Origin of the sequence: Streptomyces sp. NPDC021224, assembly GCF_044332905.1 — a bacterium.
Classification (GTDB): Bacteria; Actinomycetota; Actinomycetes; order Streptomycetales; family Streptomycetaceae; genus Actinacidiphila.
In genome coordinates this window covers 1,081,877-1,107,664 of sequence record NZ_JBIRPW010000001.1, presented here as the reverse complement: position 1 = coordinate 1,107,664, position 25,788 = coordinate 1,081,877, and the positions used below count along the sequence as shown (strand labels likewise).

23 protein-coding genes, 4 tRNA genes and 1 pseudogene are annotated in these 25,788 nt (G+C 71.3%); 11 read left to right on the top strand and 17 right to left on the bottom strand.

The window, feature by feature from the left end:
• The first annotated feature begins 62 nt into the window (after nucleotides 1-62).
• Complete coding sequence (gene hrpA, locus ACH4PY_RS04925; RefSeq protein ID WP_398175914.1) at nucleotides 63-4,004, top strand: ATP-dependent RNA helicase HrpA; 3,942 nt, start codon at nucleotides 63-65, stop codon at nucleotides 4,002-4,004.
• Nucleotides 4,005-4,072: 68 nt separating this feature from the next.
• Nucleotides 4,073-4,147 (top strand) — tRNA-Asp (locus tag ACH4PY_RS04920).
• A gap of 513 nt (nucleotides 4,148-4,660) precedes the next feature.
• On the opposite strand, the gene bldC is transcribed toward ACH4PY_RS04920, so the two are convergent.
• Together bldC and ACH4PY_RS04910 are read right to left on the bottom strand one after the other, a co-directional pair.
• Complete coding sequence (bldC, locus tag ACH4PY_RS04915; protein ID WP_003949541.1) at nucleotides 4,661-4,867, bottom strand: developmental transcriptional regulator BldC; 207 nt, start codon at nucleotides 4,865-4,867, stop codon at nucleotides 4,661-4,663.
• Nucleotides 4,868-5,330: 463 nt separating this feature from the next.
• Complete coding sequence (locus ACH4PY_RS04910; RefSeq protein WP_398175912.1) at nucleotides 5,331-6,179, bottom strand: hypothetical protein; 849 nt, start codon at nucleotides 6,177-6,179, stop codon at nucleotides 5,331-5,333.
• Between the two features lie 283 nt (nucleotides 6,180-6,462).
• Between ACH4PY_RS04910 and ACH4PY_RS04905 the strand changes: the two genes are divergently transcribed.
• Both ACH4PY_RS04905 and ACH4PY_RS04900 read left to right on the top strand, forming a co-directional pair.
• Nucleotides 6,463-7,581 carry a Leu/Phe/Val dehydrogenase gene (locus tag ACH4PY_RS04905; RefSeq protein ID WP_398175910.1) on the top strand — a complete coding sequence of 373 codons (1,119 nt, stop codon included), beginning with the start codon at nucleotides 6,463-6,465 and terminating at the stop codon, nucleotides 7,579-7,581.
• Between the two features lie 296 nt (nucleotides 7,582-7,877).
• Nucleotides 7,878-8,153: a DUF3073 domain-containing protein gene (locus ACH4PY_RS04900; RefSeq protein ID WP_398175908.1), complete on the top strand. Its 276-nt coding sequence runs from the start codon at nucleotides 7,878-7,880 to the stop codon at nucleotides 8,151-8,153.
• Nucleotides 8,154-8,240: 87 nt separating this feature from the next.
• Here ACH4PY_RS04900 and purM read toward each other — a convergent pair whose 3' ends face one another.
• From purM to ACH4PY_RS04865, 7 genes are all read right to left on the bottom strand, one after another.
• On the bottom strand, nucleotides 8,241-9,308 hold the full coding sequence (gene purM / locus ACH4PY_RS04895; RefSeq protein WP_398175906.1) for a phosphoribosylformylglycinamidine cyclo-ligase: 1,068 nt from the start codon (nucleotides 9,306-9,308) through the stop codon (nucleotides 8,241-8,243).
• A gap of 42 nt (nucleotides 9,309-9,350) precedes the next feature.
• Complete coding sequence (gene purF / locus ACH4PY_RS04890) at nucleotides 9,351-10,868, bottom strand: amidophosphoribosyltransferase (protein WP_398175904.1); 1,518 nt, start codon at nucleotides 10,866-10,868, stop codon at nucleotides 9,351-9,353.
• Nucleotides 10,869-11,474: 606 nt separating this feature from the next.
• A complete protein-coding gene (locus ACH4PY_RS04885; protein ID WP_398175902.1) occupies nucleotides 11,475-12,281 on the bottom strand; it encodes a sterol carrier family protein in 807 nt (268 codons plus the stop codon).
• Nucleotides 12,282-12,355: 74 nt separating this feature from the next.
• On the bottom strand, nucleotides 12,356-12,559 hold the full coding sequence (locus ACH4PY_RS04880) for a DUF4177 domain-containing protein (protein ID WP_398175900.1): 204 nt from the start codon (nucleotides 12,557-12,559) through the stop codon (nucleotides 12,356-12,358).
• A gap of 87 nt (nucleotides 12,560-12,646) precedes the next feature.
• Nucleotides 12,647-13,909, bottom strand: a complete 1,263-nt coding sequence (locus ACH4PY_RS04875) for an MFS transporter (RefSeq protein WP_398175898.1) — start codon at nucleotides 13,907-13,909, stop codon at nucleotides 12,647-12,649.
• Nucleotides 13,910-14,352: 443 nt separating this feature from the next.
• The gene (locus tag ACH4PY_RS04870) at nucleotides 14,353-14,565 is read right to left on the bottom strand and encodes a DUF397 domain-containing protein (protein ID WP_398175896.1); all 213 of its coding nucleotides are present in this window, start codon (nucleotides 14,563-14,565) and stop codon (nucleotides 14,353-14,355) included.
• Complete coding sequence (locus tag ACH4PY_RS04865; protein ID WP_398176098.1) at nucleotides 14,562-15,146, bottom strand: DUF5753 domain-containing protein; 585 nt, start codon at nucleotides 15,144-15,146, stop codon at nucleotides 14,562-14,564. Before ACH4PY_RS04865 ends, ACH4PY_RS04870 begins: the two co-directional genes overlap by 4 nt.
• On the opposite strand from ACH4PY_RS04865, the gene ACH4PY_RS04860 reads away from it, so the two are divergent.
• Nucleotides 15,132-15,578, top strand: coding sequence for an ATP-binding protein (locus ACH4PY_RS04860; RefSeq protein WP_398175894.1), 447 nt, complete (start codon nucleotides 15,132-15,134; stop codon nucleotides 15,576-15,578). The genes ACH4PY_RS04865 and ACH4PY_RS04860 overlap by 15 nt on opposite strands.
• Nucleotides 15,579-15,605: 27 nt before the next feature.
• Here ACH4PY_RS04860 and ACH4PY_RS04855 read toward each other — a convergent pair whose 3' ends face one another.
• The 3 genes from ACH4PY_RS04855 to ACH4PY_RS04845 form a co-directional block, all read right to left on the bottom strand.
• On the bottom strand, nucleotides 15,606-15,983 hold the full coding sequence (locus ACH4PY_RS04855) for a nuclear transport factor 2 family protein (RefSeq protein ID WP_398175892.1): 378 nt from the start codon (nucleotides 15,981-15,983) through the stop codon (nucleotides 15,606-15,608).
• Nucleotides 15,984-16,253: 270 nt separating this feature from the next.
• Nucleotides 16,254-17,027, bottom strand: a complete 774-nt coding sequence (locus ACH4PY_RS04850) for a glycosyltransferase family 2 protein (protein WP_398175890.1) — start codon at nucleotides 17,025-17,027, stop codon at nucleotides 16,254-16,256.
• Nucleotides 17,028-17,106: 79 nt separating this feature from the next.
• Nucleotides 17,107-18,147: an aldo/keto reductase gene (locus ACH4PY_RS04845; protein ID WP_398175888.1), complete on the bottom strand. Its 1,041-nt coding sequence runs from the start codon at nucleotides 18,145-18,147 to the stop codon at nucleotides 17,107-17,109.
• Between the two features lie 170 nt (nucleotides 18,148-18,317).
• Here ACH4PY_RS04845 and ACH4PY_RS04840 point away from each other — a divergent pair, with 170 nt between their 5' ends.
• Entirely contained in the window at nucleotides 18,318-19,190 is an 873-nt protein-coding gene (locus ACH4PY_RS04840) for a helix-turn-helix transcriptional regulator (RefSeq protein WP_398175886.1), read from the top strand.
• A 93-nt stretch (nucleotides 19,191-19,283) separates the two neighbouring features.
• A pseudogene (locus ACH4PY_RS04835) lies at nucleotides 19,284-19,562 on the top strand (Uma2 family endonuclease); the annotation flags it as partial.
• 10 nt (nucleotides 19,563-19,572) lie between these two features.
• Here ACH4PY_RS04835 and ACH4PY_RS04830 read toward each other — a convergent pair.
• The 5 genes from ACH4PY_RS04830 to purS form a co-directional block, all read right to left on the bottom strand.
• Nucleotides 19,573-20,010, bottom strand: coding sequence for a GNAT family N-acetyltransferase (locus ACH4PY_RS04830; RefSeq protein ID WP_398175884.1), 438 nt, complete (start codon nucleotides 20,008-20,010; stop codon nucleotides 19,573-19,575).
• 53 nt (nucleotides 20,011-20,063) lie between these two features.
• A complete protein-coding gene (locus ACH4PY_RS04825; RefSeq protein ID WP_398175882.1) occupies nucleotides 20,064-20,666 on the bottom strand; it encodes a Uma2 family endonuclease in 603 nt (200 codons plus the stop codon).
• Between the two features lie 479 nt (nucleotides 20,667-21,145).
• Nucleotides 21,146-23,404, bottom strand: a complete 2,259-nt coding sequence (gene purL, locus ACH4PY_RS04820) for a phosphoribosylformylglycinamidine synthase subunit PurL (RefSeq protein WP_398175880.1) — start codon at nucleotides 23,402-23,404, stop codon at nucleotides 21,146-21,148.
• Nucleotides 23,401-24,105: a phosphoribosylformylglycinamidine synthase subunit PurQ gene (gene purQ, locus ACH4PY_RS04815; RefSeq protein WP_398175878.1), complete on the bottom strand. Its 705-nt coding sequence runs from the start codon at nucleotides 24,103-24,105 to the stop codon at nucleotides 23,401-23,403. Before purQ ends, purL begins: the two co-directional genes overlap by 4 nt.
• Nucleotides 24,102-24,347: a phosphoribosylformylglycinamidine synthase subunit PurS gene (purS, locus tag ACH4PY_RS04810; protein WP_031516589.1), complete on the bottom strand. Its 246-nt coding sequence runs from the start codon at nucleotides 24,345-24,347 to the stop codon at nucleotides 24,102-24,104. Before purS ends, purQ begins: the two co-directional genes overlap by 4 nt.
• 424 nt (nucleotides 24,348-24,771) lie before the next feature.
• Here purS and ACH4PY_RS04805 point away from each other — a divergent pair, with 424 nt between their 5' ends.
• The 4 genes from ACH4PY_RS04805 (at nucleotide 24,772) to ACH4PY_RS04790 (ending at nucleotide 25,733) form a co-directional block, all read left to right on the top strand.
• The gene (locus ACH4PY_RS04805) at nucleotides 24,772-25,089 is read left to right on the top strand and encodes an Lsr2 family protein (protein WP_398175876.1); all 318 of its coding nucleotides are present in this window, start codon (nucleotides 24,772-24,774) and stop codon (nucleotides 25,087-25,089) included.
• Nucleotides 25,090-25,230: 141 nt separating this feature from the next.
• Nucleotides 25,231-25,302 (top strand) — tRNA-Gly (locus ACH4PY_RS04800).
• 83 nt (nucleotides 25,303-25,385) lie between these two features.
• Nucleotides 25,386-25,461: transfer RNA gene (locus tag ACH4PY_RS04795), tRNA-Gly, on the top strand.
• Between the two features lie 196 nt (nucleotides 25,462-25,657).
• Nucleotides 25,658-25,733, top strand: a tRNA-Gly gene (locus ACH4PY_RS04790).
• Nucleotides 25,734-25,788: the final 55 nt, after the last annotated feature.

Genomic DNA, 25,788 nt, shown 5'->3' with positions numbered 1-25,788 from the left:
CGCCGCCGCCCGGCGAAATGGGTTCGCTCCAGGCCCACCGCAGGTGCGAGCATGAGGACCGTATGTCTACTTACGCAACCCACGACCTGGCCCGCCGCCTCCCCGCACTCTCGCTGCGCGACGAGCAGCGGCTCGGGCGGCGGCTGGAGGGCGTCCGGCGGATCAGGAAGGCCGAGGCGCGCGACGCCGTGCTCGCCGAGATCGACCGGGAGATCGACCGCGGGGAGCAGCGTATAGCCGCCCGCAGGGCGAATGTGCCGGAGATCACCTACCCCGCCGCGCTCCCGGTGAGCCAGAAGCGGGACGAGATCCTCGCGGCGATCCGCGACCACCAGGTGGTGATCGTCGCGGGTGAGACGGGTTCGGGCAAGACGACGCAGATCCCGAAGATCTGCCTGGAGCTGGGCCGCGGGGTGCGCGGCCTGATCGGGCACACGCAGCCCCGCCGGATCGCGGCCCGTACGGTCGCCGAGCGGGTGGCGGAGGAGCTGCGGTCGCCGCTGGGCGAGGCGGTCGGCTGGAAGGTCCGCTTCACCGACCAGGTCGGCGAGCAGACCCTGGTCAAGCTGATGACGGACGGCATCATGCTCGCGGAGATCCAGACGGACCGCGAGCTGCGCGCGTACGACACGATCATCATCGACGAGGCGCACGAGCGCAGCCTGAACATCGACTTCATCCTGGGCTATCTGGCCCAGCTGCTGCCGCGCCGCCCGGACCTGAAGGTCGTCATCACGTCGGCGACGATCGACCCGGAGCGTTTCTCGCGGCATTTCGGGGACGCCCCGATCGTCGAGGTGAGCGGCCGGACGTATCCGGTGGAGGTGCGGTACCGCCCGCTGCTCGAAGAGGGCGGCGAGGACGCGGACCGGGACCAGATCACGGCGATCTGCGACGCGGTGGACGAGCTGCAGGCGGAGGGGCCGGGCGACATCCTGGTCTTCCTGTCGGGCGAGCGGGAGATCCGCGACACGGCGGACGCGCTGGGCAAGAGGAATCTGCGGCACACCGAGGTGCTGCCGCTGTACGCGCGGCTGTCGTCGGCCGAGCAGCACCGGGTCTTCCAGCAGCACGCGGGGCGCCGGGTGGTGCTGGCGACGAACGTCGCGGAGACGTCGCTGACCGTCCCCGGCATCCGGTACGTGGTCGACCCGGGCACGGCCCGTATCTCGCGCTACAGCCACCGTACGAAGGTGCAGCGGCTGCCGATCGAGCCGATCAGCCAGGCGAGCGCCAACCAGCGCAAGGGGCGCTGCGGCCGTACGTCGGACGGCATCTGCATCCGGCTGTACGACGAGGAGGACTTCCTCTCCCGTCCGGAGTTCACGGACGCGGAGATCCTGCGGACGAACCTGGCCTCGGTCATCTTGCAGATGACCGCGGCCGGGCTCGGCGACATCGCGCGCTTCCCCTTCATCGATCCGCCGGACAGCCGCAACATCAAGGACGGTGTGCAGCTGCTGGAGGAGCTGGGCGCGCTGGACGCGGCCCAGAAGGATCCGCGCAAGCGGCTCACGCAGACCGGCCGCAAGCTCGCGCAGCTGCCCGTGGACCCGCGGCTGGCCCGTATGGTGCTGGAGGCGGAGCGCAACGGCTGCGTGCGCGAGGTGATGGTGATCGCGGCGGCGCTGTCGATCCAGGATCCGCGCGAGCGGCCCGCGGACAAGCAGCAGCAGTCCGACCAGAGCCATGCCCGGTTCCGCGACGAGGGCAGCGACTTCCTGTCCTTCCTGCACCTGTGGACGTACGTCCGGGGCCGGCAGCGGGAGTTGTCGTCGTCGGCCTTCCGCCGGACGTGCCGCGGGGAGTTCCTGAACTACCTGCGGATCCGCGAGTGGCAGGACATCTACAGCCAGCTCAAGCAGGTCGCGAAGTCCATGGGCATCACCGTGACCGAGCCGGCGTCGGACGACGACGCGGCCGATCCGGTGCGGGTGCACCAGTCGCTGCTGGCGGGTCTGCTGTCGCACATCGGGCTGAAGGATCCCGAGGCGAAGAACGAGTACCTGGGCGCCCGCAGTGCGAAGTTCGCGGTCTTCCCGGGTTCGGCGCTGTTCAAGAAGCCGCCGCGGTGGATCATGTCCGCGGAGCTGGTGGAGACCTCCCGGCTGTGGGCGCGGGTCAACGCGAAGATCGAGCCGGAGTGGGTCGAGCCGCTCGCCCAGCACCTGGTCAAGCGCAGCTACAGCGAGCCGCACTGGGAGAAGGACCAGGCGGCGGTGATGGCGTACGAGAAGGTGACGCTGTACGGCGTGCCGCTGGTGGCGCAGCGCAAGGTCAACTACGGGCGCATCGACCCCGAGATCTCCCGCGAGCTGTTCATCCGCAACGCCCTGGTCGAGGGCGACTGGCGCACCCACCACCAGTTCTTCCAGGACAACCGCAAGCTGCTCGGCGAGGTCGAGGAGCTGGAACACCGCGCCCGGCGCCGCGACATCCTGGTGGACGACGAGACGCTGTACGACTTCTACGACGCCCGGATCCCCGAACACGTCGTGTCCGGCGCGCACTTCGACTCCTGGTGGAAGCACCGGCGGCGCGAAGAGCCGGAGTTGCTGACCTTCGAGCACTCGATGCTGATCAACGAGAACGCGGAGGCGGTCACCAAGGCCGACTACCCGGACTCGTGGCGGCAGGGCTCGCTCAAGTTCCGTGTCACCTACCAGTTCGAGCCGGGCGCGGACGCCGACGGCGTGACCGTGCACGTCCCGCTCCAGGTGCTCAACCAGGCGGTGCCGGACGGCTTCGACTGGCAGATCCCGGGCCTGCGCGAGCAGGTCGTGACCGAGCTGATCCGCTCGCTGCCCAAGCCGATCCGCCGGCACTACGTGCCCGCGCCGAACTACGCGAAGGCGTTCCTGGAGCGGGCGGTCGCCGGGCCCGACCCCCTGCCGTCCGTGCTGGCACGGGAGTTGCAGCGGATGGTCGGTGTGCCGGTGGCCGCCGAGGACTTCGATCTGGCGAAGGTGCCGGACCACCTGAAGGTCACCTTCCGGGTCCTCGACGAGCGGCGCCGTACCGTCGCCGAGGACAAGGACCTGGAGGCGCTCAAGCTGCGTCTGAAGCCGAAGACGCGCGCGGCCATCACCAAGGCCTTCGAGCGTGCCTCGGACCCCGCGCTGGCCTCCGTGGAGCAGCGCACGGGCCTGAAGGACTGGACGGTCGGCGCGCTCCCGCGCACCTTCGAGACCCGGCGCGCGGGGCAGCCGGTCAAGGCGTATCCGGCGCTCGTCGACGAGGGCGCCACGGTCGCGGTCAAGCTCTTCGACACCGAGCCGGAGCAGGCCGCGGCGATGTGGCGCGGCACGCGCCGGCTGATCCTGCTGAACGTCCCGGTCAACCCGGCGAAGTTCGTCGCCGACCAGCTCTCCAACCAGCAGAAGCTGAATCTGTCCCGCAATCCGCACGGCAGCGTCCAGGCCCTCTTCGAGGACTGCGCCACCGCCGCCGCGGACCGGCTGATCGCCGACCACGGCGGCCCGGCGTGGGACGAGGAGGGCTATCGCAAGCTCTACGACGCGGTGCGCGCGGACCTGGTCGAGCTGACCGTCCGCACGGTCCGCCAGGTCCAGCAGGTGCTGGCCGCCTGGCACTCCTGCGAGCGCCGTCTGAAGGACACCACGAGCCCCGCGCTGCTGGCCAACACCGCCGACGTCCGCGAGCAGCTCGCGGCCCTCGTACGCCCCGGTTTCGTGACCGAGGCGGGCCTCAAGCGCCTCCCGGACGTCATGCGCTACCTGGTGGCCGCCGACCGCCGCCTCCAGCAGATGCCGACGGGCGCCCAGCGCGACGCCACCCGGATGGAGAAGGTCCGCGAGATCCAGTCGGAGTACGCCGAACTGCTGGCCGCGCAGCCCGCCGGCCGTCCCGTCCCGGCGTCGGTCCGCGACATCCGCTGGATGATCGAGGAGCTGCGCGTGAGCTACTTCGCCCACGCCCTGGGCACGGCCTTCCCGGTCTCCGACAAGCGCGTCTTCAAGGCCCTGGACGCCGCCTGGGCCTGACCGCGGCCCCTCTCGTGATCGAGTTCGACCGCACCCCCTGACCTGCTGTAGAGTCTGTTCCGCAGCGAGGTCCTGTGGAGCAGTTTGGAGTGCTCGCCACCCTGTCAAGGTGGAGGCCGCGGGTTCAAATCCCGTCAGGACCGCAAGAGTTACCGCACACGTTCAACCCGGAGACCCGGTTCCGCAAGGAGCCGGGTCTTTTTGTATGCCTTCGTCCTCCCGACACCCCCTTCCGGCGCGGGAGTTCACTACCGCACCGTACGCAAGATCCACAAGCCCGTGGCATGTGACGGGAGTCACGTGAAGTCGTTCCGGAATCACGGAACCCGACGCCCTCCGGAAGGGCGTCGATTTAATATGTGCAATGGCACCACGTCCGGGACGTGGTGCCAAGGCACGAAAGAGGGCACGAACACGGCACAAAAACGGATCGCACCGGACCCGGCGGAGTCCGATGCGATCACGGTGAAGCTGTGGTGCTGCTGTGGTCCTGCTGTCCTGCTGGTGCGGATCCGGCGGGATCCGCGTCATACGAAGCAACTGCCGAAGCACTGCTGATGGAGCCGGTGGAGCTGGGTCCCGTGGGATGCCTGATGGGGGCAGGCGATCTGCCGGGACCGGGCGCCGCAAAGGGGGACGGCGTCCAAAAGTGCCGGTCAGGCCTCGCTGCGCTGCTGCGGAATGCCCGCGAGCAGCGCACGTACCTCCGCCTCGCGGTAGCGGCGGTGGCCGCCCAGCGTGCGGATGGACGTGAGCTTGCCTGCCTTGGCCCAGCGCGTGACCGTCTTGGGGTCGACGCGGAACATGGTCGCGACCTCGGCAGGGGTGAGCAACGGCTCGGCATCAGGGGTGCGAGCGGTCATGAGCGGCCTCCTTGAGAGAACCGAACCAGCGCGGTTCTTTCCTCTGAATTCTGCACCTTGACCCGCGTTGCCCGAAATGGCAGGCGCGGGCCGAGTCGGTAATAGGACGAACGGCTTGTCCTCGGCACTACAACTACACCATCCGTCCAGCCGCGTCGGCCAAACCGATGGATTTGCCCTCTCAGGTGTTCAAGCTCGGCGGAAGCCGATGGACCGTGCCATAACGGACAGTCACGCGAGCGTGACGATCAGTCACAGGACGATCAACTGCAACATCCCCACCTTCGAATCGAGCCCGAGGCGGACCCGTTGTCCCATTTTGGCATGACAGATGGTGATCCAGGCAAGACTCCAGGTACGTGCTCTCCATCACGCTTGACCCGAAAATCCGAATCGCCCCCCGGCCGGACGCCCGAAACGTCCTCCGCCCGCAAGGAGGTTGCCCCGTGTCCGGACCGGAAGATCAGTTCGAGAACTGCAGCTCCCGCACCGCCCGCCAGCGCTCGGTCAGCCGCTCGTACGCGACGCTCGCCGCCGCCGAGTCGCCCTCCCGCAGCGAGGCCAGGCCCTCGGCGACGTCCGCGGCCGAGCGGTCCTCGGCCAGCCGCTCGGGGCCCATGATGTGGACGAGGCCCCCGTAGTCCAGCTCGACGAGCGAGCGCGGGTGGAATTCCTCCAGCCAGCGGCCGACGTCGACGAGCCCGTCGATGAGCGGGCCGCCGTCGTCCAGCGCGTCCTTGAGCACCCGCAGGCCCCGCGCCACCCGGCGGCGGGCCTGCACCATCGGGGTGCGGTAGCGCAGCAGCGGCTCCTTGCGCTCCCCCTCGCCCGCCGGCTCGTACTCCCGCTCGTCGTCCCCGACGAGGACGAACCAGCGCACGGGCACGTGCCAGGTCGCGGTGCGGATCCAGGGCCGGGCGTCGGGGTTGCGCTCGCGCCATGAGTCGTGGTCGGCGGCGACCTGCCGGCGCACGACCGGCGGCAGCATCGCGTCCAGCACCGGCTGCGGCAGCTGCTGCCCGAAGGTCTCCAGCGCGAGCCACCCGCGCAGCCGGGTGCGCCACGGGCAGACGTGGGTGACCCCGCCGATCTCGGCGACGAAGGCGTCGGCGCTCTCGTGCACGGGGACGGCGATCGGCGGCACGGGCACCAGGGCCGCCAGCGACTGCCGCAGCTCGTCCTGCGCGGTCCGGCAGGTACCGGCCGCGGCGTAGCGGTACCAATGGGTGCGTTCGGGCTCGGGAAAGGCCGCCAGCGGCTCGTAGACGCGCAAATAGGCCGCGTACGGGACCACTACCGGTGAACCGCTCACACCCGCTCCCTCGCGCCGCCGTGCCGCCGCGGAGTCCCCGTCGACCGTCCACGGCGTCACCGTCGATCGTCCCACGCGCCCGCACCCCCGGGACGTGATCCCGGCCACTGGCCACGCCCACGGGCGACCCCCGCGGCCCGCGCGATCCGTAGGGGGTGGTGTGGGGGCCGCGTGCCACGCCGTCGTCCCCGGGAGGGCCTACGCTGAGCCCAGCATCGCGCTCGGTCGAGGAACCACACCCGCACGGGGGCGAGAGCCATCCGCACCACTGGGCCACCGGACTATGGGAGTCACCACCGTGACCGACGTAACCGACACCGGAAGTGTCATCGCCAAGCTGTTCCGATCGGAGCAGGGCGGACACGAGCAGGTCGTTCTCTGCCAGGACCGCGCGTCCGGCCTCCGGGCCGTCATCGCGCTCCACTCCACCGCCCTGGGCCCCGGCCTCGGCGGCACCCGCTTCTTCCCCTACGCCTCCGACGAGGAGGCCGTCGCCGACGCGCTGAACCTCGCCCGCGGCATGTCGTACAAGAACGCGCTGGCCGGGCTCGACCACGGCGGCGGCAAGGCCGTGATCATCGGCGACCCGGACACCGACAAGACCGAGGCCCTGCTGCTGGCCTACGGCCGCGCGGTCGCCTCGCTCGGCGGCCGGTACGTGACGGCGTGCGACGTCGGCACCTATGTGGCCGACATGGACGTGGTCGCGCGCGAGAACCGCTGGACGACCGGCCGCTCCCCGGAGAACGGCGGGGCCGGCGACTCCTCGGTGCTCACCGCGTGGGGCGTCTTCCAGGGCATGCGCGCCGCCGCCCGGGTGCAGTGGGGCACGGCCTCGCTGCACGGCCGCCGGGTCGGCATCGCCGGGGTCGGCAAGGTCGGCAAGCACCTCGTGGACCACCTGCTGGAGGACGGCGCCGAGGTCGTGCTGACCGATGTGCGCTCCGCCGCGGTCGACGCGGTCGCCGCCCGGCATCCCGAGGTCTCGGTGGTCAGCGACGCGGAGGTGCTGGTCCGCACCCCGCTGGACGTGTACGCGCCGTGCGCGCTCGGCGGCGCGCTCGACGACAAGACGGTGGCCGCCCTGACGGCGACGGTGGTGTGCGGCGCGGCCAACAACCAGCTCGCCCACCCCGGCGTCGAGAAGGACCTGGCCGACCGCGGCATCCTGTACGCGCCCGACTACGTGGTGAACGCGGGCGGTGTCATCCAGGTCGCGGACGAACTGCACGGTTTCGATTTCGACCGGGCCAAGGCCAAGGCGACGCGGATCTACGACACGACGCTGGCGATTTTCGAGCGCGCGAGCGCCGACGGGGTGCCGCCCGCGGTCGCCGCCGACCGGCTCGCCGAGCAGCGGATGGCCGAGCGGACACCGTCGGAGGAATGGTTGCGTCCGTGAACGAGCCGGGGGTACTCGCGAGTATGCGCGAGTAGTCCGGAGTGACGCACGTGACCGAACGCACGGCCCGATAGCAAGTTGGTGCTAGAAGAAGGTAAAATCGGGCCTGACCAGGCAGGACAGGGCCTTGAACAGCCCCTGTTCCGACGCGCGTCGTGCGGGCGACGTACCGTGCGGCGTCGGAAGCAGGTACCGTTGAGGCCCTACGGGCAGGTCCTCCGCGCAGGAGGCCTTCCGCATCATGAACGCGTGTCAAGACTCGGGGCCATGAGCCCCGCCGTTAAGGGGGTCGAGCCATGGGGCGCGGCCGGGCCAAGGCCAAGCAGACGAAGGTCGCCCGCCAGTTGAAGTACAACACTGGCGGCACGGATCTTGCCCGTCTGGCTGACGAGCTGGGCGCATCGTCGTCGATGCCGGTCAATCCGGAGTCCGTCGACGACGATGACGACGACGAGCTGGACGACGACGACCCGTACGCTCAGTACGCGGATCTGTACAACGATGACGACGAGGACGAGGGCGACGAGTCCTCGGGTTCGTCGTCCGCGTCGTCGCAACGCCGTCGCGCTTGACGCGGTAAACGACACCCGCAACGGCACCATCTGCGGTGACCCGGTCGGGGGCGGTCAGCCTCCGACCGGGTTTCGTCGTGCCCGGGGTCACCCCGCGTAGTCGCCGATCATCCGTACGGCCCCGTCGCCGTCCTCCCGCGCGCCGACCTCGCCGGCCACCCAGGCGTCCACCCCGCGGTCGGCCAGCACGCTGAGCGCGACCTCGACACCGCTCTGCGGCAGCACCGCGATCATGCCGACGCCCATGTTGAGGGTGCGCTCCAGCTCCGACCGCTCGACCCGGCCCTCGACCCCGACCAGGTTGAAGATCGGCGAGGGCACCCAGGTGGAGCGGTCGACGGTGGCGTTCAGCCCGTCGGGGACGACCCGGGCCAGGTTGTTGGCGAGCCCGCCGCCCGTGATGTGCGCGAAGGCGTGCACCTCGGTGGTCCGGGTGAGCGCCAGGCAGTCCAGCGCGTAGATCTTGGTGGGCTCCAGCAGCTCCTCGCCGAGGGTGCGGCCCAGCTCGGCGACCTCGCGGTCCAGCGCCCAGCCGTTGGCCTCGCTCAGCACATGGCGGACCAGGCTGTACCCGTTCGAGTGAAGCCCGGAGGACTCGATCGCGATCACCGCGTCACCCGAACGGATCCGGTCCGCGCCGAGCATCGCGTCCGCCTCGACCACGCCGGTGCCGGCGCCCGCGACGTCGAAGTCGTCCGGGCCGAGCAGCCCGGGGTGCTCGGCGGTCTCGCCGCCGACCAGCGCGCAGCCGGCCAGCACGCAGCCCTCGGCGATGCCCTTGACGATGGCGGCGACCCGCTCGGGGTGGACCTTGCCGACGCAGATGTAGTCGGTCATGAACAGCGGCTCGGCCCCGCACACCACCAGGTCGTCGACGACCATGCCGACCAGGTCGTGGCCGATGGTGTCGTAGACGCCCATCCGGCGCGCGATGTCGACCTTGGTGCCGACGCCGTCCGTCGCGGAGGCCAGCAGCGGGCGTTCGTAGCGCTTGAGGGCGGAGGCGTCGAAGAGCCCCGCGAAGCCGCCGATGCCGCCGACGACCTCGGGGCGGGACGCTTTGCGGACCCATTCCTTCATGAGCGTGACGGCCCGGTCGCCGGCCTCGATGTCGACGCCGGCGGCGGCGTAGCTCGCACCGTTTGTCTCAGGCATTGCAGGCACTTTCGTGTCGGGGGATCGCGGAAGCGGCCGGGCTCACGGCCTGCGCAGGGCGTCGGCGGCGTCCGCGCCGCCCGCCAGCTCGACCTCCAGCAGCTGCTTGCCCAGCAGCTCGGGGTCGGGCAGCTCCATGGGGTATTCGCCGTCGAAGCACGCGCGGCACAGGTTGGGCTTGGCGATCGTGGTCGCCTCGACCATCGCGTCGAGCGAGATGTACGCGAGCGAGTCCGCGCCCAGCGACGCGCCGATCTCGTCGACGCTCATGCCGTTGGCGATCAGCTCGGCGCGGGTGGCGAAGTCGATGCCGAAGAAGCAGGGCCACTTCACCGGCGGCGACGAGATCCGCACGTGCACCTCGGCGGCGCCCGCCTCGCGCAGCATCCGCACCAGGGCCCGCTGGGTGTTGCCGCGGACGATCGAGTCGTCCACCACGACGAGCCGCTTGCCGCGGACGACTTCCTTGAGCGGGTTGAGCTTGAGCCGGATGCCGAGCTGCCGGATGGTCTGCGAGGGCTGGATGAACGTCCGGCCGACGTAGGAGTTCTTCACCAGGCCGGAGCCGTACGGGATCCCGCTGGCCTCGGCGTAACCGATCGCGGCGGGCGTACCGGACTCCGGCGTGGCTATCACCAGGTCGGCCTCGACGGGCGACTCGGCGGCGAGCCTGCGGCCCATCTCGACCCGCGAGAGGTAGACGCTGCGGCCGGCGATCTCGGTGTCGGGGCGCGCGAGGTAGACGTATTCGAACACGCAGCCCTTGGGGCGGGCGGGCGCGAAGCGCGAGGTGCGCACGCCCTGCTCGTCGATCGCGACCAGCTCGCCGGGCTCGATCTCCCGGACGAAGCTCGCACCGCAGATGTCCAGCGCCGCGGTCTCCGAGGCGACGACCCAGCCGCGCTCCAGCCGGCCCAGCACCAGCGGGCGGATGCCCTGCGGGTCACGGGCGGCGTAGAGGGTGTGCTCGTCCATGTAGACCAGGCTGAAGGCGCCCTTGATCTTCGGCAGCACCTGCGGGGCGGCGTCCTCCAGGGACAGCGGGTTGCCCTCGGCGTCGCTCTGCCCGGCCAGCAGGGCCGTGACCAGGTCGGTGTCGTTGGTCGCGGCGACCTTGGTGGCCCGGCCCGGGGTCTGCGGCAGCTCGGCGACCATCTCGGCCAGCTCGGCGGTGTTGACCAGGTTGCCGTTGTGGCCGAGCGCGATCGAACCGTTGCTGGTGGCCCGGAAGGTCGGCTGCGCGTTCTCCCACACCGAGGCGCCGGTGGTCGAGTAGCGGGCGTGGCCGACGGCGATATGGCCGGTCAGCGAGCCGAGAGAGGTCTCGTCGAAGACCTGGGACACCAGTCCCATGTCCTTGAAGACCAGGATCTGCGAGCCGTTGCTCACTGCGATGCCCGCGGACTCCTGTCCGCGGTGCTGCAGGGCGTACAGCCCGAAATAGGTGAGCTTGGCGACCTCTTCGCCGGGGGCCCAGACACCGAAGACGCCACACGCGTCCTGGGGGCCCTTCTCGCCGGGGAGCAGGTCGTGGCTGAGTCGTCCGTCACCACGTGGCACGTTGTCGAGTCTAGGGCAGGATCGCGCGTCGTCCGAACGGGGGACGGTCACGGAGTGCCGCCGAACAGGACTTCTATGCGCGTAGCGCCTTGGGGGGCACGGGGGTGTGACGTACCCCCCAAGGCGGGGCCGCCGGTCACTCATGGGGTCCTGTCCGACCGGCGAGACTTCGCCCGCATCATAGGGCTCAGGTGTTCACGCCGGGGCGGCATCGCGCAGAGCGCGTGAAGGGGCCGCCCGCCGGTGGCCGGAAGTGGGCGGTGCGGCGGCCGGGAACGATCTTGCGGGCGGCTCCGCGGGTGTGCGCGCACGGAAACGCCCGCCGGTACGGGGGTTCCGGCGGGCGTGTCTTCCGGGCGATCCCGACCGGAAGGTTCGGGTTCAGCGGTCGGCATCGCCGTTGTCGATAGTAGGAGCGCGGGCCGTGCCACACCCGGGGAACACGGGTCTACCGGCGTAATTACGCCACCCCGGAAGGGGTGCGTTCCCGGACGATACGGATACGGCAGTGCATGACGGACGTGCCACGGACTGACCGGGCTGTCAACGGCTGACGGTCACGGGCCGTGTCGTCCGCCCGGCGTACGCCGTCCGGGTGGACGTGCCTCAGCGCATCACCGGGAGATACGCCGCCAGGTCCGCGCGCTCACCGCTCGCGGAGACCGCCGCGTCCTCGACGGCCGCGGCCCACTCCGTCCGGCCGGTCGCCAGCCGTACCCACGTCAGCGGGTCGGTCTCGACGACGTTCGGCGGCGTGCCGCGGGTGTGCCGGGGCCCCTCGACGCACTGCACCGCCACGAACGGCGGCACCCGCACCTCCACCGCGTTCCCCGGCGCCTTCGCCGCGAGCCCGTCCGCGAGCACCCGCACGGTCGCGGCGAGCGCCTGCCGGTCGAGCACGGGCTCGGCGCCCGTCGCCCGCGCCAGGTCGTCGGTGTGCACGACCAGCTCCACCAGCCGCGTCACCGTGAAGTCCAGCGCCCGCATCCCCCCGAACGGCTCCGGCAGCAGCCGCCCCGGCCGCAACGCCTCCGCCCGCAGCGACGGCAGCCGCTCCACCGCCGCCTCGATCGCGGCGACCGGATCCCCCATCGCCCCGGCCGTCTCCTTCGTCCCGGCGTCCAGCTGCGCGGCGATCGGCTCCGTCGCCTGCGTCCAGGCGTCCAGCCCGGTCAGCCGCCGCCCGCCCACCGGCTCCGGCTCCCCCAGCAGCACCCCGAGCACGTCGATCTGCCGCACGATGTGCGCGACCAGCAGCCGCACGTCCCACCCCGGCAGCCCGGAAGGCCTCGCGTACTGCTCGGCGCCCAGCCCCCGCACGGCGTCCCGCACGTTCCCGCTCTGCGCGAGCAGCGCCCCCCATGTGCGGTCGGGATCGTACGCTCGCGCCCGCCGGCGCCCGGAGTTCGACATGGGCCGAGCCTATCCGCGGGGTCCGACACCCCGGCCCACCGCAGTGGCACCCCGCAGCGCCGGGGGCGCGGCCCTCAGCGCTGGCGAGGCCGCTCGAACGTGAGCAGCAGCCCCTCCACGGCCCCGGGCCCGACCCGCCCCTTCACATCACCGGACGTGATGTCCTTCAGCACCCACCCGTCCTCCGCGTGCTTGTTCAGCGTCTTCTCCAGCTTGTCGCTGTCGAGCGCGTCGCCTATCAGCGACTCACGGAAGGTGACGACCTTGTACTCGTACATGCTCTGCCTTCGGTTCGGGCGAGTGAGTGACCGGCCCAGCCAACCACGAACACCGGTGCGGTGTCAGGGCCCTTGGCCACTGCCGGGTCAGACGGCGGCAGCCGCCACCGCCCCGCCCAGCGGAATGTCCCGCATGCGCCGCAGCGGCGAGAAGAAGAGCCACAGCCCCGAGGAGCAGCCGCCGACGACGGCGATCCACAGCGTGGCCCGTACGCCCAGCACGCTGGCCAGCGCGCCCCCGGCGAGGCCGCCGAGCGGCAGGGTCCCCCAGGTGATCCAGCGCGCGGCCGCGCTGACCCGGCCGATCATGCCCGGCGGGCAGGTCGCCTGCCGGTAGCTGACCAGCGAGATGCCGGTGACGACGGAGGAGAAGGTCCAGGCGCTCCACCCGACCCCGTAGAGCACCGCGCGCGGCCCGCTGCCCGAGAGCGGGATGAGCAGTCCGGGCAGCGCGAGCACGGTCATGGCGATCCAGCTGATGCGCGCGGAGCCGACCTGCCGGGCGAGCGACTTCGCCGCCGCCCCGCCCGCGACGCCGCCGACCGCGCCGAGCGCGAGCAGCAGCCCGACCAGGCCCGGGTCGACGTGCCGGGTGCGGATGAGGAAGACCGGGCCGAGCGTCTCGACCATGATGACGAAGAAGTTCGCGGTGCCGTTGAAGGCGACGGAGTTGCGCAGGATCGGGTCGCGCAGCACGTGCCGCAGGCCCTCGGCGATCTGGGCCCGCAGTGACGGCCCGCCCGCCGCCTTCTCCGGCTTCGGTTCGCGCGTGCGGATCCCGGCGAGCGTGACGGCGGAGACCGCGAACGAGGCGGCGTCCGCGACGACGGCGGTCGCGGCCCCGAAGGCCGAGACGAGCCCGGCCCCGAGCCCCGGCCCGGCGATCTGCGCGCCCGACTGGGTCGCGGCGAGCTTGCCGTTGCCGTCCATGAGCTGCTCGTCGCGCAGCAGGTGCGGCACCAGGCTCTGGTAGGCGACGACGAAGAAGACGGACAGCACACCGTCCGCGAACTCGACCCCGTAGAGCTGTCCGAGCGTGAGCACCCCGCACGCGTGCGCGACCGGCACGGACCCCATGACGACCAGCAGCCCGAGGTTGCACCCCAGCATGAGCGGCCGCTTGCGCACCCGGTCCACGATCGCCCCCGCGGGCAGCGCGACCAGCAGATACGCGCACGTCCCGGCCGCCGACAGCAGCCCCACCTGCCACGCGCTCGCCCCCAGCACGACGACGGCCACGAGCGGCAGCGCGAGCACGGAGATCTGCGACCCGACCTCACTGACGGTCTGCCCGGCCCACAGCAGCGCGAAGTCCCGGTGCCTGAACAGGCTCTTCTCCTCGACAGTCACCGTCCCGATGCTGGCACCGCGGGCGGGGGCCTGTCCACGGCACTGCCGCCCGGGGGGCGCGCGGGGCGCTCAGGCCCGTCCGCGCATAGCCTCCTCTGCTCCCATGGAGCACGAGGCGGAACGGCTCCGCCGCACAACAGCGGGGGCACCATGCCTGCTGCCGCACCCCACTCCGAGCGCTACGCGCACCTCGTGACCCGGGGGCAGATCCGCCTCGTCGCCGCGACGACCGCCGACCTCGATCGCGTCTTGTCAGGCGTCGGGACGACGCACTCGGCCCATCCGTGAGCAGCTCCCGCGCCTCCTGAACGTCCCACGCGAAGTCGTCGTCCGGGCGACAGGCGGACAGTATGTCGTTGAGCGCGGCACCGTTGTCTGCAGGCGGGGCGCCCGCAGGCCTCCCTGGGTAGCTTCCACAGCGGCTCGCATCGGGAAGCTGACCCTCAGCCCGCGAGCTCCCCCGCCTTCACGGCGCCGACGAAGGCGACCCACGCGTCGGCGCCGAAGACGAGGGCGGGGCCCTCGGGATCCTTCGAGTCGCGAACGGGCACGATACCGGTGAGCCCGTCCGCGACCTCGACGCAGTTGCCGCCGTCGGAGTTGCTGTACGACGACGTACGCCACTGGGCAGTGACGGGGACCTGCGATGTGCTCATTGCGCGCTGAACTCCTTGGCCACTGATTCGATCATGTGCAGGGACGCCGCCGGCGAGAGGGCGATCGCCCGCGCAAAATCGTAGGCCTCGGCGTAGCCGGTCACCATGTCCGGCGAATCCAACAAATGCCCTGAGCGGGCGACTTCGACGTACGTGGCGGGAGGGGCGTCGCGGAAGGTCATCAGGGTGACTTCGCTTCCCATCAGCGGGTGCGCGCCCGCCGCCACCGGCATGACCTGGAAGGTCACCCGCCGGGAGCGAGCGACCTGCGCGATGTGCATGAGCTGCTCGTGCATCCCTTCGCGGTCACAGACGGGCATCCGCAGGACGTTTTCGTGCAGGATGACCCAAAACTTGGGCGTCGTTGGGTCGTCCAGCAGCCACCTGCGGGCCAGCCGGGCGGAGACCATCCCCGCCACCCTGTCTGCGGAACGCGACGGGTCCGCCGACTCGAACAGTGCACGGGCGTACGCCTCAGTCTGGAACAGGCCGGGAACGAGCGCTGACGAGAACTGGCGGATGGTCAGGGCGCGCGTCATCAGGGCGACGACATCCGCAAGACGCGTATGAGCACGGTGCAGGGCCCGGGTGTGTGCACGGGGTGGACGTTCACCCGGAGTGCGAGGTCGCCGAAGCGGGCGCGGCGGTTGCTGGTGCAGCAGCTCGCGGAGTGGGACGTGGACGGCGCGGCGAGCGCGACCGCCGAGCTGCTGCTCAGCGAGCTGGTGACGAATTCCGTGCGGCACGCCGTCCGTCCGACCGGGCGCCTCGTCGCGGTGGACGTCGAGCTGGCCCCGGGCCGGCTGCTCCGCGTGGAGGTCGCGGACGCGTGCGAGGCCCCGCCGGTGCCGCGCCCGGCGGACGCCCCGGACGCGGAGGGCGGGCGGGGCCTGCTGCTGGTGGAGGCGCTGGCGGCGCGCTGGGGGACGTACCCGCGCCGTCATGTCGGCAAGGTCGTGTGGTTCGTCCTGGACCTGGCCGCGGCGCAGACGCTTTCCGGGCCGACCCGATGAGGCCCGTGGGGGCGGCGGCAGACCGGTTCAGGGGGCGGTCGGCTCGATCTCGCCCGCGAAGACGATGAGCTGGTCGATGAGGCTCCGCCGCAGGTGGACGACGTCCGTTCCCGCGAGCCGGGGGCCGCCGTCCGGCGTGGTGAAGACCCACTGGTACCGGGCCCATTCGTCGGGCATGTCCACCGCCGAGCAGCGCACCATCGTGCCGGTCCCCGCCGGGTGGCGGCGGATGTCCAGCACGAACCGCTCGACCGCCAGGATTCCCTCGCTGCGGCCCAGCGGCCCCCAGAAGACCACGTCCGAGGTCAGGGCCTGGGAGAGCAGGGCGGTCACATAGCTGTCGTCCGAGGCGTTGAAAGCGGAGATGAACGTGTCGATCGCGGAGCGTGCGGTCTCTTCCTGCATGCCCCAGTAATACCAGCCGATTCGTGTGCGCTCGTCCCGCGAATCACCTTCCGATCGCGGTCGGCCGTTCCGGTCACGGGACTAGGGTCTGTCGTTTGGATCTCCGCGGCGTCGCGTGCCCCGGCACGCACATCTTCCCCCTGCCTTCGGCGGGAGGTGCCCCCAGCGTTGTCGTCGGTCGACAACGCTCCGCGTTGCCTCCCTCCTCCGCCTTGCAGCTGCACGCACCGGACCCCGCTCCTTCCTCCACGGAGATCCAAACGACAGACCCTAGATACGGGACTTGCGCAGCGAGTGCCACACCGCGCCGGACAGCGCCAGCGTGGACCGCGGCACCGAGAGGTGCTCGTGTTCGCGGTAGAGGCGCCAGTTGTGCTCCACCAGGGCCAGCTTGTTCGAGGACAGCGATCCGGCGCGGCCCGCGCGGTAGACGGCGAGCGGCTCCTGGAGGCCGCGGGCGGGGTGCCCGTCGCGCATGATCGACAGCCACAGGGCGTAGTCCTGCCGCTTCGGCATGTCCGGCATGAGCCTCGTGCCCAGCGCGTCGCGGTCGTACATGGCCGTCAGGGCGCCGATGTGGTCCTGCACCAGCATGTCCCGGTAGGTCACGCGCTCGCGTGCCGCGACCACGCGGCCGTTGGGCGTGAAGTCGCAGGCCTCGCCCGTGTGGTCGCCGTCGACCTTGTAGTAGGAGGTGAACGTCAGCGGGGCGTCGCCCGCGGCGGCGAAGGCGAGTTGCCGCTCCAGCTTCTCCGGGAGCCACATGTCGTCGCTGTCCAGGAACGCGACGTAGTCCCCCTGCGCCCGCTCCATGGCGAGGTTGCGGGCCCTGGCCGCACCGCCCTGCTCGGGCGCGGCCCGCGGGAGCACACGCTCGTCCTGGCGGGCCAGCTCCCGCAGCAGGTCCATGGAGTCGTCGGTGGACGCGTCATCGGTGACGAGGAGTTCCACGTCCGCGTGGGTCTGCGCGAGCACCGAGCGCACCGATGCGCCGAGTGTGGCCGCGGAGTTGTGCACGGGCATCACCACGGAAACCAGCGGCACGGCGGTGCTCCTCCCCGATGGGTCGTCATGGACGGCGTTGGTGCCGCCGGCCAAGGCTACGCGGCCCCCCGGCGCGGTCTCACGGCCGGGCCGGGCCCGTACCCGCCCCCGTCGCGGTGATCGCGGCGGCCACCTCCTCGATGTCCTCCGGGGTCAGCCGCAGGGACGCGGCGTCACGCCAGCCGTCGACCTGGGCCGGGGTGCGGGCGCCGACGATCGCGCCGGTCAGACCGGGCCAGGCCAGGGCCCAGGCGAGGGCGACCTCGGTGACGCTCACCGCGTGGCGGGCGGCGATCGGGCGCAGCGCGTCGGCGAGGGCGAGGTTGGCGGGGAGGGCGGTGGTGAAGTCCGGGTGGGAGCGGCGCCAGTCGTCCGCGGGCAGACCCGCGACCCGCTCGGCGGAGAACGTGCCGGTCAGCAGTCCGGACTGGAGGGGCGAGTAGGCGATCACGCCCGTGCCGTGGGCGTGCGCCCAGGCGATCTCGTCCGCCGCGGAGCGGTTGATCGCGGAGAAGGGCGGCTGGACGACGTCCACGTGCGCGATGCGCTCGGCCGCGTCCAGCAGCGCGGGCGCGTGGTTGGACAGGCCGATCGCACGGACCTTGCCCTCGGCCTTGAGGTCGGCCATGACCTGCCAGTAGACCTCCAGCGGTGTCGGGTCCACGGGCGCGAGGGAGCCGCCCTCGCCCAGCACCTCACCGGTGTCGGGCCAGTGCACCTGGTAGAGGTCGATGTGCTCGGCGCCGAGCCGCCGCAGCGAGTCCTCGACCTCGCGCCGTACGCTGTCCGGCCGCATCGTCCGCAGGGGCGCGGCCGAGGGGTCCGCCGGGTCCCACACCAGGCCCACCTTCGTGAAGAGGTAGGGGCGTTCGGCCGGGGCGAGCCCCGCGACCGCCTTGCCGACCAGCTCCTCGGAGTGGCCGTGGCCGTACACCGCGGCGGTGTCGATCCAGTTGACGCCCGAGCGCACCGCGTGCCGTATCGCCTCGATCGACTCGGTGTCGTCCGTGTCACCCCACCCGTAGGACCAGTTGGAGCCGGAGACCGCCCAGGAACCGAAGCCCAGGCGGGAGACGTGCAGGCCGCTGCGGCCGAGCGGGACGGTGTCCATGCTGCTCATGACGGTGAACTCCCCGTGTACGCGGCCCGGTCGGCGCCGGGCCCCGGAACGCTTCCGGTCCTCCCACCCTCGCCGGGTTCGCGCCGCGCAGCCACGGCCCTCCCGTGCCTGGGCACGGCATGACCAGGCACCGCGCGCCCACCGTCCCCCTCTGCCGCGATACTTGGGGCATGGCGATGGACCGACGGACCGAACTGGGCGACTTCCTGCGCTCGCGCCGCGCCCGGCTGCGCCCCGAAGACCTGGGACTGCCCCGGCACGGCGGCCTGCGGCGCGTCCCCGGCCTGCGCCGGGAGGAACTGGCCCAGCTCGCCGGGGTGAGCGTCGACCACTACGTCCGGCTGGAGCAGGGCCGCACCCTGCACTTCTCGGAGGCCGTCCTCGACGCGGTCGCCCGCGCGCTGCGGCTCGACGCGGTCGAACGCGAGCACCTCTACCGGCTGGCCCGCCCCGCCGCCCCCGCCTCCCCCACCGACCCGAACCCGCACCCGTACCCCGACGGCGTACGCCCCGGGCTGCGCCGCCTGCTCGACTCCGCCGCCGACGTCCCCGCGTACGTCATCGGCCGCGGCACCCACGTCCTGGCCTGGAACACGCTCGCCGCCGCCCTGCTCACCGACTTCGGCGCGCTGCCGCCCCGCGAACGCAACATGGCCCGCCTGGTCTTCCTCGACGAGGCGACGCGCAGCCTGTACGCCGACCGGCGCGCGAAGGCCCAGGACGTCGCCGCCTACCTCCGCCTCGACGCGGCCCGCCACCCCGACGACCCCGCCCTCGCCGCCCTCCTCGCCGAACTCGACGCGTCCAGCCCCCTCTTCCGCGAGGTCTGGTCCGAACACCGCCTCCGCGACAAGACCCACGGCGGCTACCGCTACCACCACCCCGTGGTCGGCCCTCTCGACCTCGCCTTCGAGACCTTCCGCCTCCCCGACACCCCCGACCAGGCCCTCGTCATCCACACGGTCGAACCCGACTCCCCCTCCGCGACAGCCCTGCGCCTGCTCGCAACCTGGTCCCACGAAACCGCGCGGGCCGCGCGCTGAGGCCGCCCGCCGCTTCCCGGCGGCTGCCGGGCCCTACGGCCACGCTCGTTCCGGTCGGCCCACTTCGTCCGGTCCGGCGAGTGGGCGGATCCGGACGGCGTGCTGATGGTCGTCGAGGTCACGTCCTTCGACCGCGACACCACGCAGCACGACCGCGTCGGGAAACCGCGCGCGTACGCGGAGTCCGGGATCCCCGTGTACCTGCTCGTCGACCCCGACACGCGCGAGGTCACCGTCCACAGCCGGCCCGAACAGGGCGCGTATGCAGGGCGGTTGACCGTCCCCTTCGGCAAGACGGTTCCCCTTCCCGAGCCCGTCGGCTTCGGGCTGGACACCCAGCAACTGCTGAGCTGGGCCACCGAGGAGGAGTGACGGCGGGCCGCTACATCTGGAGGCCCAGCACCATCCACTGCTCCGGGTTCTCGATCGGCGTGAAGCCGACCTGCGCGTAGACGCCCTGCGCATCCGCCGTGGCCAGCAGGATGCGGCGCAGGCCGTGCGGGGCGAGGTGGTCGCGGATCGCGGCGACCAGGGCGGTGCCGAGGCCCTTGCCGCGGGCGGCGGGGTCCACGTAGACGTCGCAGAGCCACGCGAAGGTGGCCATGTCCGTGATGATCCGCGCGTACGCGCACTGCTCGCCGGACGCGCTGTCGTACACCCCGAAGTTCAACGACCCCGCGATGGCCGCGTCCTGCTTCTCGCGGGCGCGCCCGCGCGCCCAGTACGCGTCCTGCGACAGCCACGCGTGCACCCGCGCGACATCGATCCGTGCGGGGTCGGCGGATATCTCGTACCCGCCCGGAAGCTCACCTTTTCCCATCCCCGCACCCAACCAGCCCGCCCCACCCCCGGGCCAGCGGTTTTCGCGGAGACCTAGGCGCTCGCCGCGCCGGGCGTGTCCGCCTCTTCCTCGTCGATGACCACACCGGAGCCATAGGGAAGCAGCACCGTCGTATCGAGCTTCCACGGGCCGACCGCGACGGTGTCCCCGAAGACGAACGGGGTGCGCTGCGGATAGCCGGGCAGGGAGTGGACGATGCCCGTGCCGTCCCGAGGATCGACGAGCACGTAGTGCGGGATTCCCATGGCGGCGTAGTCGGCGACCTTGTCGCGGTAGTCGTTCAGCGGGTTCGAGCGCGAGACGATCTCGACGACCAGCATCACCTCGCGGGGGTGCAGAGCCGATCCCGTTTCCTCAAGGGCCACTTCAGGGAAGACCATGATGTCCGGGCAGCGGAGCCTCCCGAGTCCGGCCTCCTCGAGGTGGGCGCCCGCGTGGGCGACGAAGCCGGGGTGCGTCCTGGCAACCTGCGCGTCCAGCTGGCGGCGGAGCCGTAGGACAGCGAGTTCGTGCCGCCTGACCGGCGCCATCATGACGATGACGTGGCCGTCGGCGATCTCCACCTTCCCCACCTGGGGAAGCTCGGCCAGATCCTCGGCCACTCGGCGGAGGGCGGCGTACGTCTCAGGCTCCATGTCGTCCACGTTATCCGGAAGGCGTCCGGGAAGCCCGTAACCCATGGTGACAGCTTGTTCACTCATGAGCCGCACCCTTCAGGGCCCAGCATGAATGAATATGCCAGAAGCATATTCATTCACTCATGCGAGTGATCACCCCTCCATCCCCGGTGGTCGGACCCCGCAACTCCGTTCACCGCACCCCTCATTCACGGCCGCGCTGGTCACGACGGCGGGCTGCGGGGACGGGGGCGGGGAGGGGAAGGGCGCGGCGAACGCACCGAGCCCGAAGGGTCGGGGACGCACCCACCCTCACGCAGGCGCAGCTGGAGAGCGCCGAGGCCGTGCCCGCCGCCGGCACCCCCGAGGTCCCGGCGAAGCTCGTCACCGCGCAGGCCGTGAAGCTCGCGAAGGCCGAAGGCGCCGCCTGAGCCGCGCAGCACGACGGCGCGCTCCCCGTCGTGGGGGGCGCGCCGTCGGGCGGTGCGAAGGGGCGGTCAGGCCAGTAGGGACGGGATCGTGGCCTCGTAGCCGGTCCGCAGTTCGGTGAGGGGGATCGTGAACTCGCCCTGCACCTCGACCGCGTCGCCGTCGACGACACCGACGCGCGCCACGGGCAGACCGCGGGCCGCGCACATGTCGGTGAAGCGCAGTTCCTCCGAGCGGGGGACGGCGACGATCGCGCGGCCCGCGGATTCGGAGAACAGGAAGGTGAAGGCGTCCAGGCCGTCGGGGACGACGAGGCGGGCGCCGTGGCCGCCGCGCAGGCAGGACTCGGTGACGGCCTGGACCAGGCCGCCGTCCGACAGGTCGTGGGCGGCGTCGATCATGCCGTCCCGCGAGCCGGAGATGAGGATCTCGGCGAGCAGCTTCTCCCGCTCCAGGTCCACCACGGGCGGCAGCCCGCCGAGGTGGTCGTGGACGACCTGCGACCAGGCCGAACCGCCGAACTCGGGGCGGGTGTCGCCGAGCAGCAGCAGGAGCTGGCCCTGCTCCGCGAACGCCATGGGCGTGCGGCGCGTGACGTCGTCGATGACGCCGAGCACGGCGACGACGGGCGTCGGGTGGATCGCCGCGTCCCCGGTCTGGTTGTAGAGGGAGACGTTGCCGCCGGTCACCGGGGTGCCCAGCGCCAGGCAGCCGTCCGCGAGACCGCGGGTGGCCTCGGCGAACTGCCACATGACCGCCGGGTCCTCGGGCGAGCCGAAGTTGAGGCAGTCGGAGACGGCGAGCGGCTTCGCGCCGGTCGCGGCGACGTTGCGGTACGCCTCCGCGAGCGCGAGCTGCGCGCCCGCGTACGGGTCGAGCTTCGCGAAGCGGCCGTTGCCGTCCGTGGCGAGGGCGACGCCGAGGTTGGTGTCGGGGTCGATGCGGACGACGCCGGAGTCCTCCGGCTGCGCCAGCACCGTGTTGCCCTGCACGAAGCGGTCGTACTGGTCGGTGACCCACGCCTTGGACGCCTGGTTGGGCGAGGAGACGACCCGCAGCACCTGCGCCCGCAGCTCGTCGCCGTTCGCCGGGCGCGCCAGCGTGTCGGCGGTGTCGGCCTGGAGCGCGTCCTGCCAGTCGGGGCGGGCGTACGGGCGGTGGTACGTGGGGCCCTCGTGCGCGACCGACCGCGGGGGGACGTCCACGATCTGCTCGCCGTGCCAGAAGATCTCCAGCCGCGAGCCCTCCGTCACCTCACCGATGACGGTGGCGATGACGTCCCACTTCTCGCAGATCTCCAGGAAGCGCCCGACCTTGTCCGGCTCGACGATCGCGCACATGCGCTCCTGCGACTCGCTCATGAGGATCTCCTCCGGCGAGAGCGTCGCGTCGCGCAGCGGCACGGTGTCCAGCTCGACGCGCATACCGCCGGAACCGGCCGAGGCCAGCTCGGAGGTCGCGCAGGACAGGCCCGCGCCGCCGAGGTCCTGGATGCCCGCGACCAGCTTCTCCGCGAACAGCTCCAGGGTGCACTCGATGAGCAGCTTCTCCTGGAAGGGGTCGCCGACCTGCACGGCGGGCCGCCGGGACGGGCCGGTGGAGTCGAAGGTCTCGCTGGCCAGCACGGACACGCCGCCGATGCCGTCGCCGCCGGTCCGGGCGCCGTACAGGATGACCTTGTTGCCGGCGCCGGACGCCTTGGCGAGGTGGATGTCCTCGTGCTTCATGACGCCCACGCACAGCGCGTTGACCAGCGGGTTGCCCTGGTAGCAGGGGTCGAAGACGACCTCGCCGCCGATGTTGGGCAGGCCCAGGCAGTTGCCGTAGCCGCCGACGCCCGCGACGACGCCCGGGAGCACGCGCTTGGTGTCGGGGTGGTCGGCGGCGCCGAACCGCAGGGGGTCCATGACGGCGACCGGCCGCGCGCCCATCGCGAGGATGTCGCGGACGATGCCGCCCACGCCGGTGGCCGCGCCCTGGTAGGGCTCGATGTACGACGGGTGGTTGTGCGACTCGATCTTGAACGTCACGGCGTAGCCCTGCCCGACGTCCACCACACCGGCGTTCTCACCGATGCCGACGAGCAGCGCGTCCGTCTGCGGGGCCTTCTCGCCGAACTGCTTCAGATGCACCTTGCTCGACTTGTACGAGCAGTGCTCGGACCACATGACCGAGTACATGGCCAGCTCGGCGCCGGTCGGGCGGCGGTCCAGGATCTCCCGGATGCGCTCGTACTCGTCCTCCTTGAGGCCGAGTTCCTTCCAGGGCTGCGCCGCGTCCGGCGTCTCGGCCGCGTGCTGGACGGTGTCGAGGTTCTTGACGCTCATGCGCTGACCAACTTCTTGATGACCGAGGTGAAGAACGCCAGACCGTCGGTGCGCCCGGTGCCGATGAGCGGTTCGACGGCGTGCTCGGGGTGCGGCATGAGGCCGACGACGTTCCCGGCGGCGTTGCTGATGCCGGCGATGTCGCGCAGCGAGCCGTTCGGATTGCCGTATCCCTCAGCGGCTTCGCCGCGGGCGAGGTAGCGGAAGACCACCCGGCCCTCGGCCTCCAGCTCGTCGAGGGTGCGCTCGTCGGCGGTGTAGCGGCCGTCGATGTTCTTGAGCGGGATCGAGATCTCCTCGCCGGCGGCGTAGTCGGCCGTCCAGGCGGTCGCGGGGGTCTCGACGCGCAGCTTCTGGTCGCGGCACACGAAGTGCAGCCCGGTGTTGCGCAGCATCGCGCCCGGCAGCAGGTGGGCCTCGCACAGCACCTGGAAACCGTTGCAGATGCCCAGCACCGGCATTCCCGCGTGCGCTTGTTCGATAACGGTCGCCATCACCGGCGAGAAGCGGGAGATCGCCCCAGCCCGCAGATAGTCGCCGTACGAGAAGCCGCCCGGCAGAACGACCGCGTCGACCTGCTTGACATCCTTGTCGCGGTGCCACAGCGGTACGGCTTCGGCGCCCGCGAGGGTGACCGCGCGCTGGGTGTCGCGGTCGTCGAGCGTGCCGGGGAATGTGACGACGCCAATGCGGGCAGTCACGACTCGACCTTTACGTCGAAGTCCTCGATCACGGTGTTGGCGAGAAAGGTTTCCGCCATCTCCCGAATGCGGGCGAGCGCGGCGTCGTCGACCGGGCCCTCCACCTCGAGTTCAAAGCGCTTTCCCTGGCGGACGTCGGAGATCCCGGCGAAGCCCAGCCTGGGCAGCGCGCGCTGCACAGCCTGGCCCTGCGGGTCGAGGATCTCCGGCTTGAGCATGACGTCGACTACGACGCGTGCCACTGGCACTCCCGGTGGTGTGGTACGTGAGGTGTCCCCCAGCGTACCCGGTGAGAAATTCTACGCGAGTAGATATGAGAGTCCGGACTCCGCCGCCTTCGGATGAGCCGCTGATCATGCATCACGTTTATGTATCGGCTGCCGAAATGCCTGGGGAAACGCGGCGGAAAATCATAGGGTCCCCGATGACGAACAGGCTTGGGATGACACAGGGCCGGGAATTATCAGTAACATCTGCCGTCCCAGCACCGCACATTCTGTGACACCGCACAGCACCGCCCTGAATGCACATTTGTCGACACCCTGCGCGTCGGTGTGCCCGCACCGGCAGGGCCGGTCGGCGGCCCGCCGCCGGGCGGACCGCCCAAGGCCCCAGCGGCGCGGCCTCGTTGCCGTACGCCGACGACGCACGAAAGGACCGATTCCTATGGCGCAACGCGTACTGGTCACCCTCGCCGACGATCTCGACGGAGGCGAGGCCGCGGAAACGATCGCATTCGGCGTCGACGGGCAGTGGTACGAGATCGACCTTTCGGCGGCGAACGCCGACAAACTGCGCAGCGACCTCGCCCCCTACGTGGAGGCCGGCCGCCGCCGTACGCTCTCCGGCCGCGCCTACAAGCGCACGCCGATCGCGCCCACCCCGGCCACCGTCCGGGCCTGGGCGCAGTCGAACGGTTTCGAGGTGCCGGCGCGCGGGCGCATCCCGAAGAAGGTCTACGAGGCCTTCAGCAAGGCGGGCTGAGGGCCCACCGGGCAGGCGGAGCCCGGTCCGCGGCAACGACGCGGCCGGGCACCGCTGATTGGACATCCACCCCCACTCTTCCGCTAGTGTGGGGATCACGCCGAGGGCGGGGGCCGAAAAGCCCAGGTCAGCGGACATCATGCGGGTGTAGCTCAGTAGCAGAGCGCCCCCCTTCCAGGGGGGAGGGGCAGTGTGCAATTCCTGTCGCCCGCTCGGATCGCCTATCCAAGGCGTCCTGGTCACCGGCCTCCCGGCCGGAGCGATCGGGCCATCGGGTAGAGTGTTCTGCACGACCTGCGGACGTGGCTCAGTTGGTAGAGCATCACCTTGCCAAGGTGAGGGTCGCGAGTTCGAATCTCGTCGTCCGCTCCAGTCAGGCGAAGGCCCCGGTCATCACGACCGGGGCCTTCGACGTACCCGGGGTCCGTCACTCGGGGTCCGTCACTCGGGGTCCGGCGTCCGGGGTCCGTCACCCGGGGTCCGGCGTCCGTCGCCCGGTGCCCCGTGCCGCGGCCGGAAAGGCGTTTCCGGTCCGCTGAGCCGATCGGGTAGAGTAACGGCACCACCTGCGGACGTGGCTCAGTTGGTAGAGCATCACCTTGCCAAGGTGAGGGTCGCGAGTTCGAATCTCGTCGTCCGCTCCAGTGAAGCGAAGGCCCCGGTCGTCACGACCGGGGCCTTTCGCACGCCGTGGCGCGG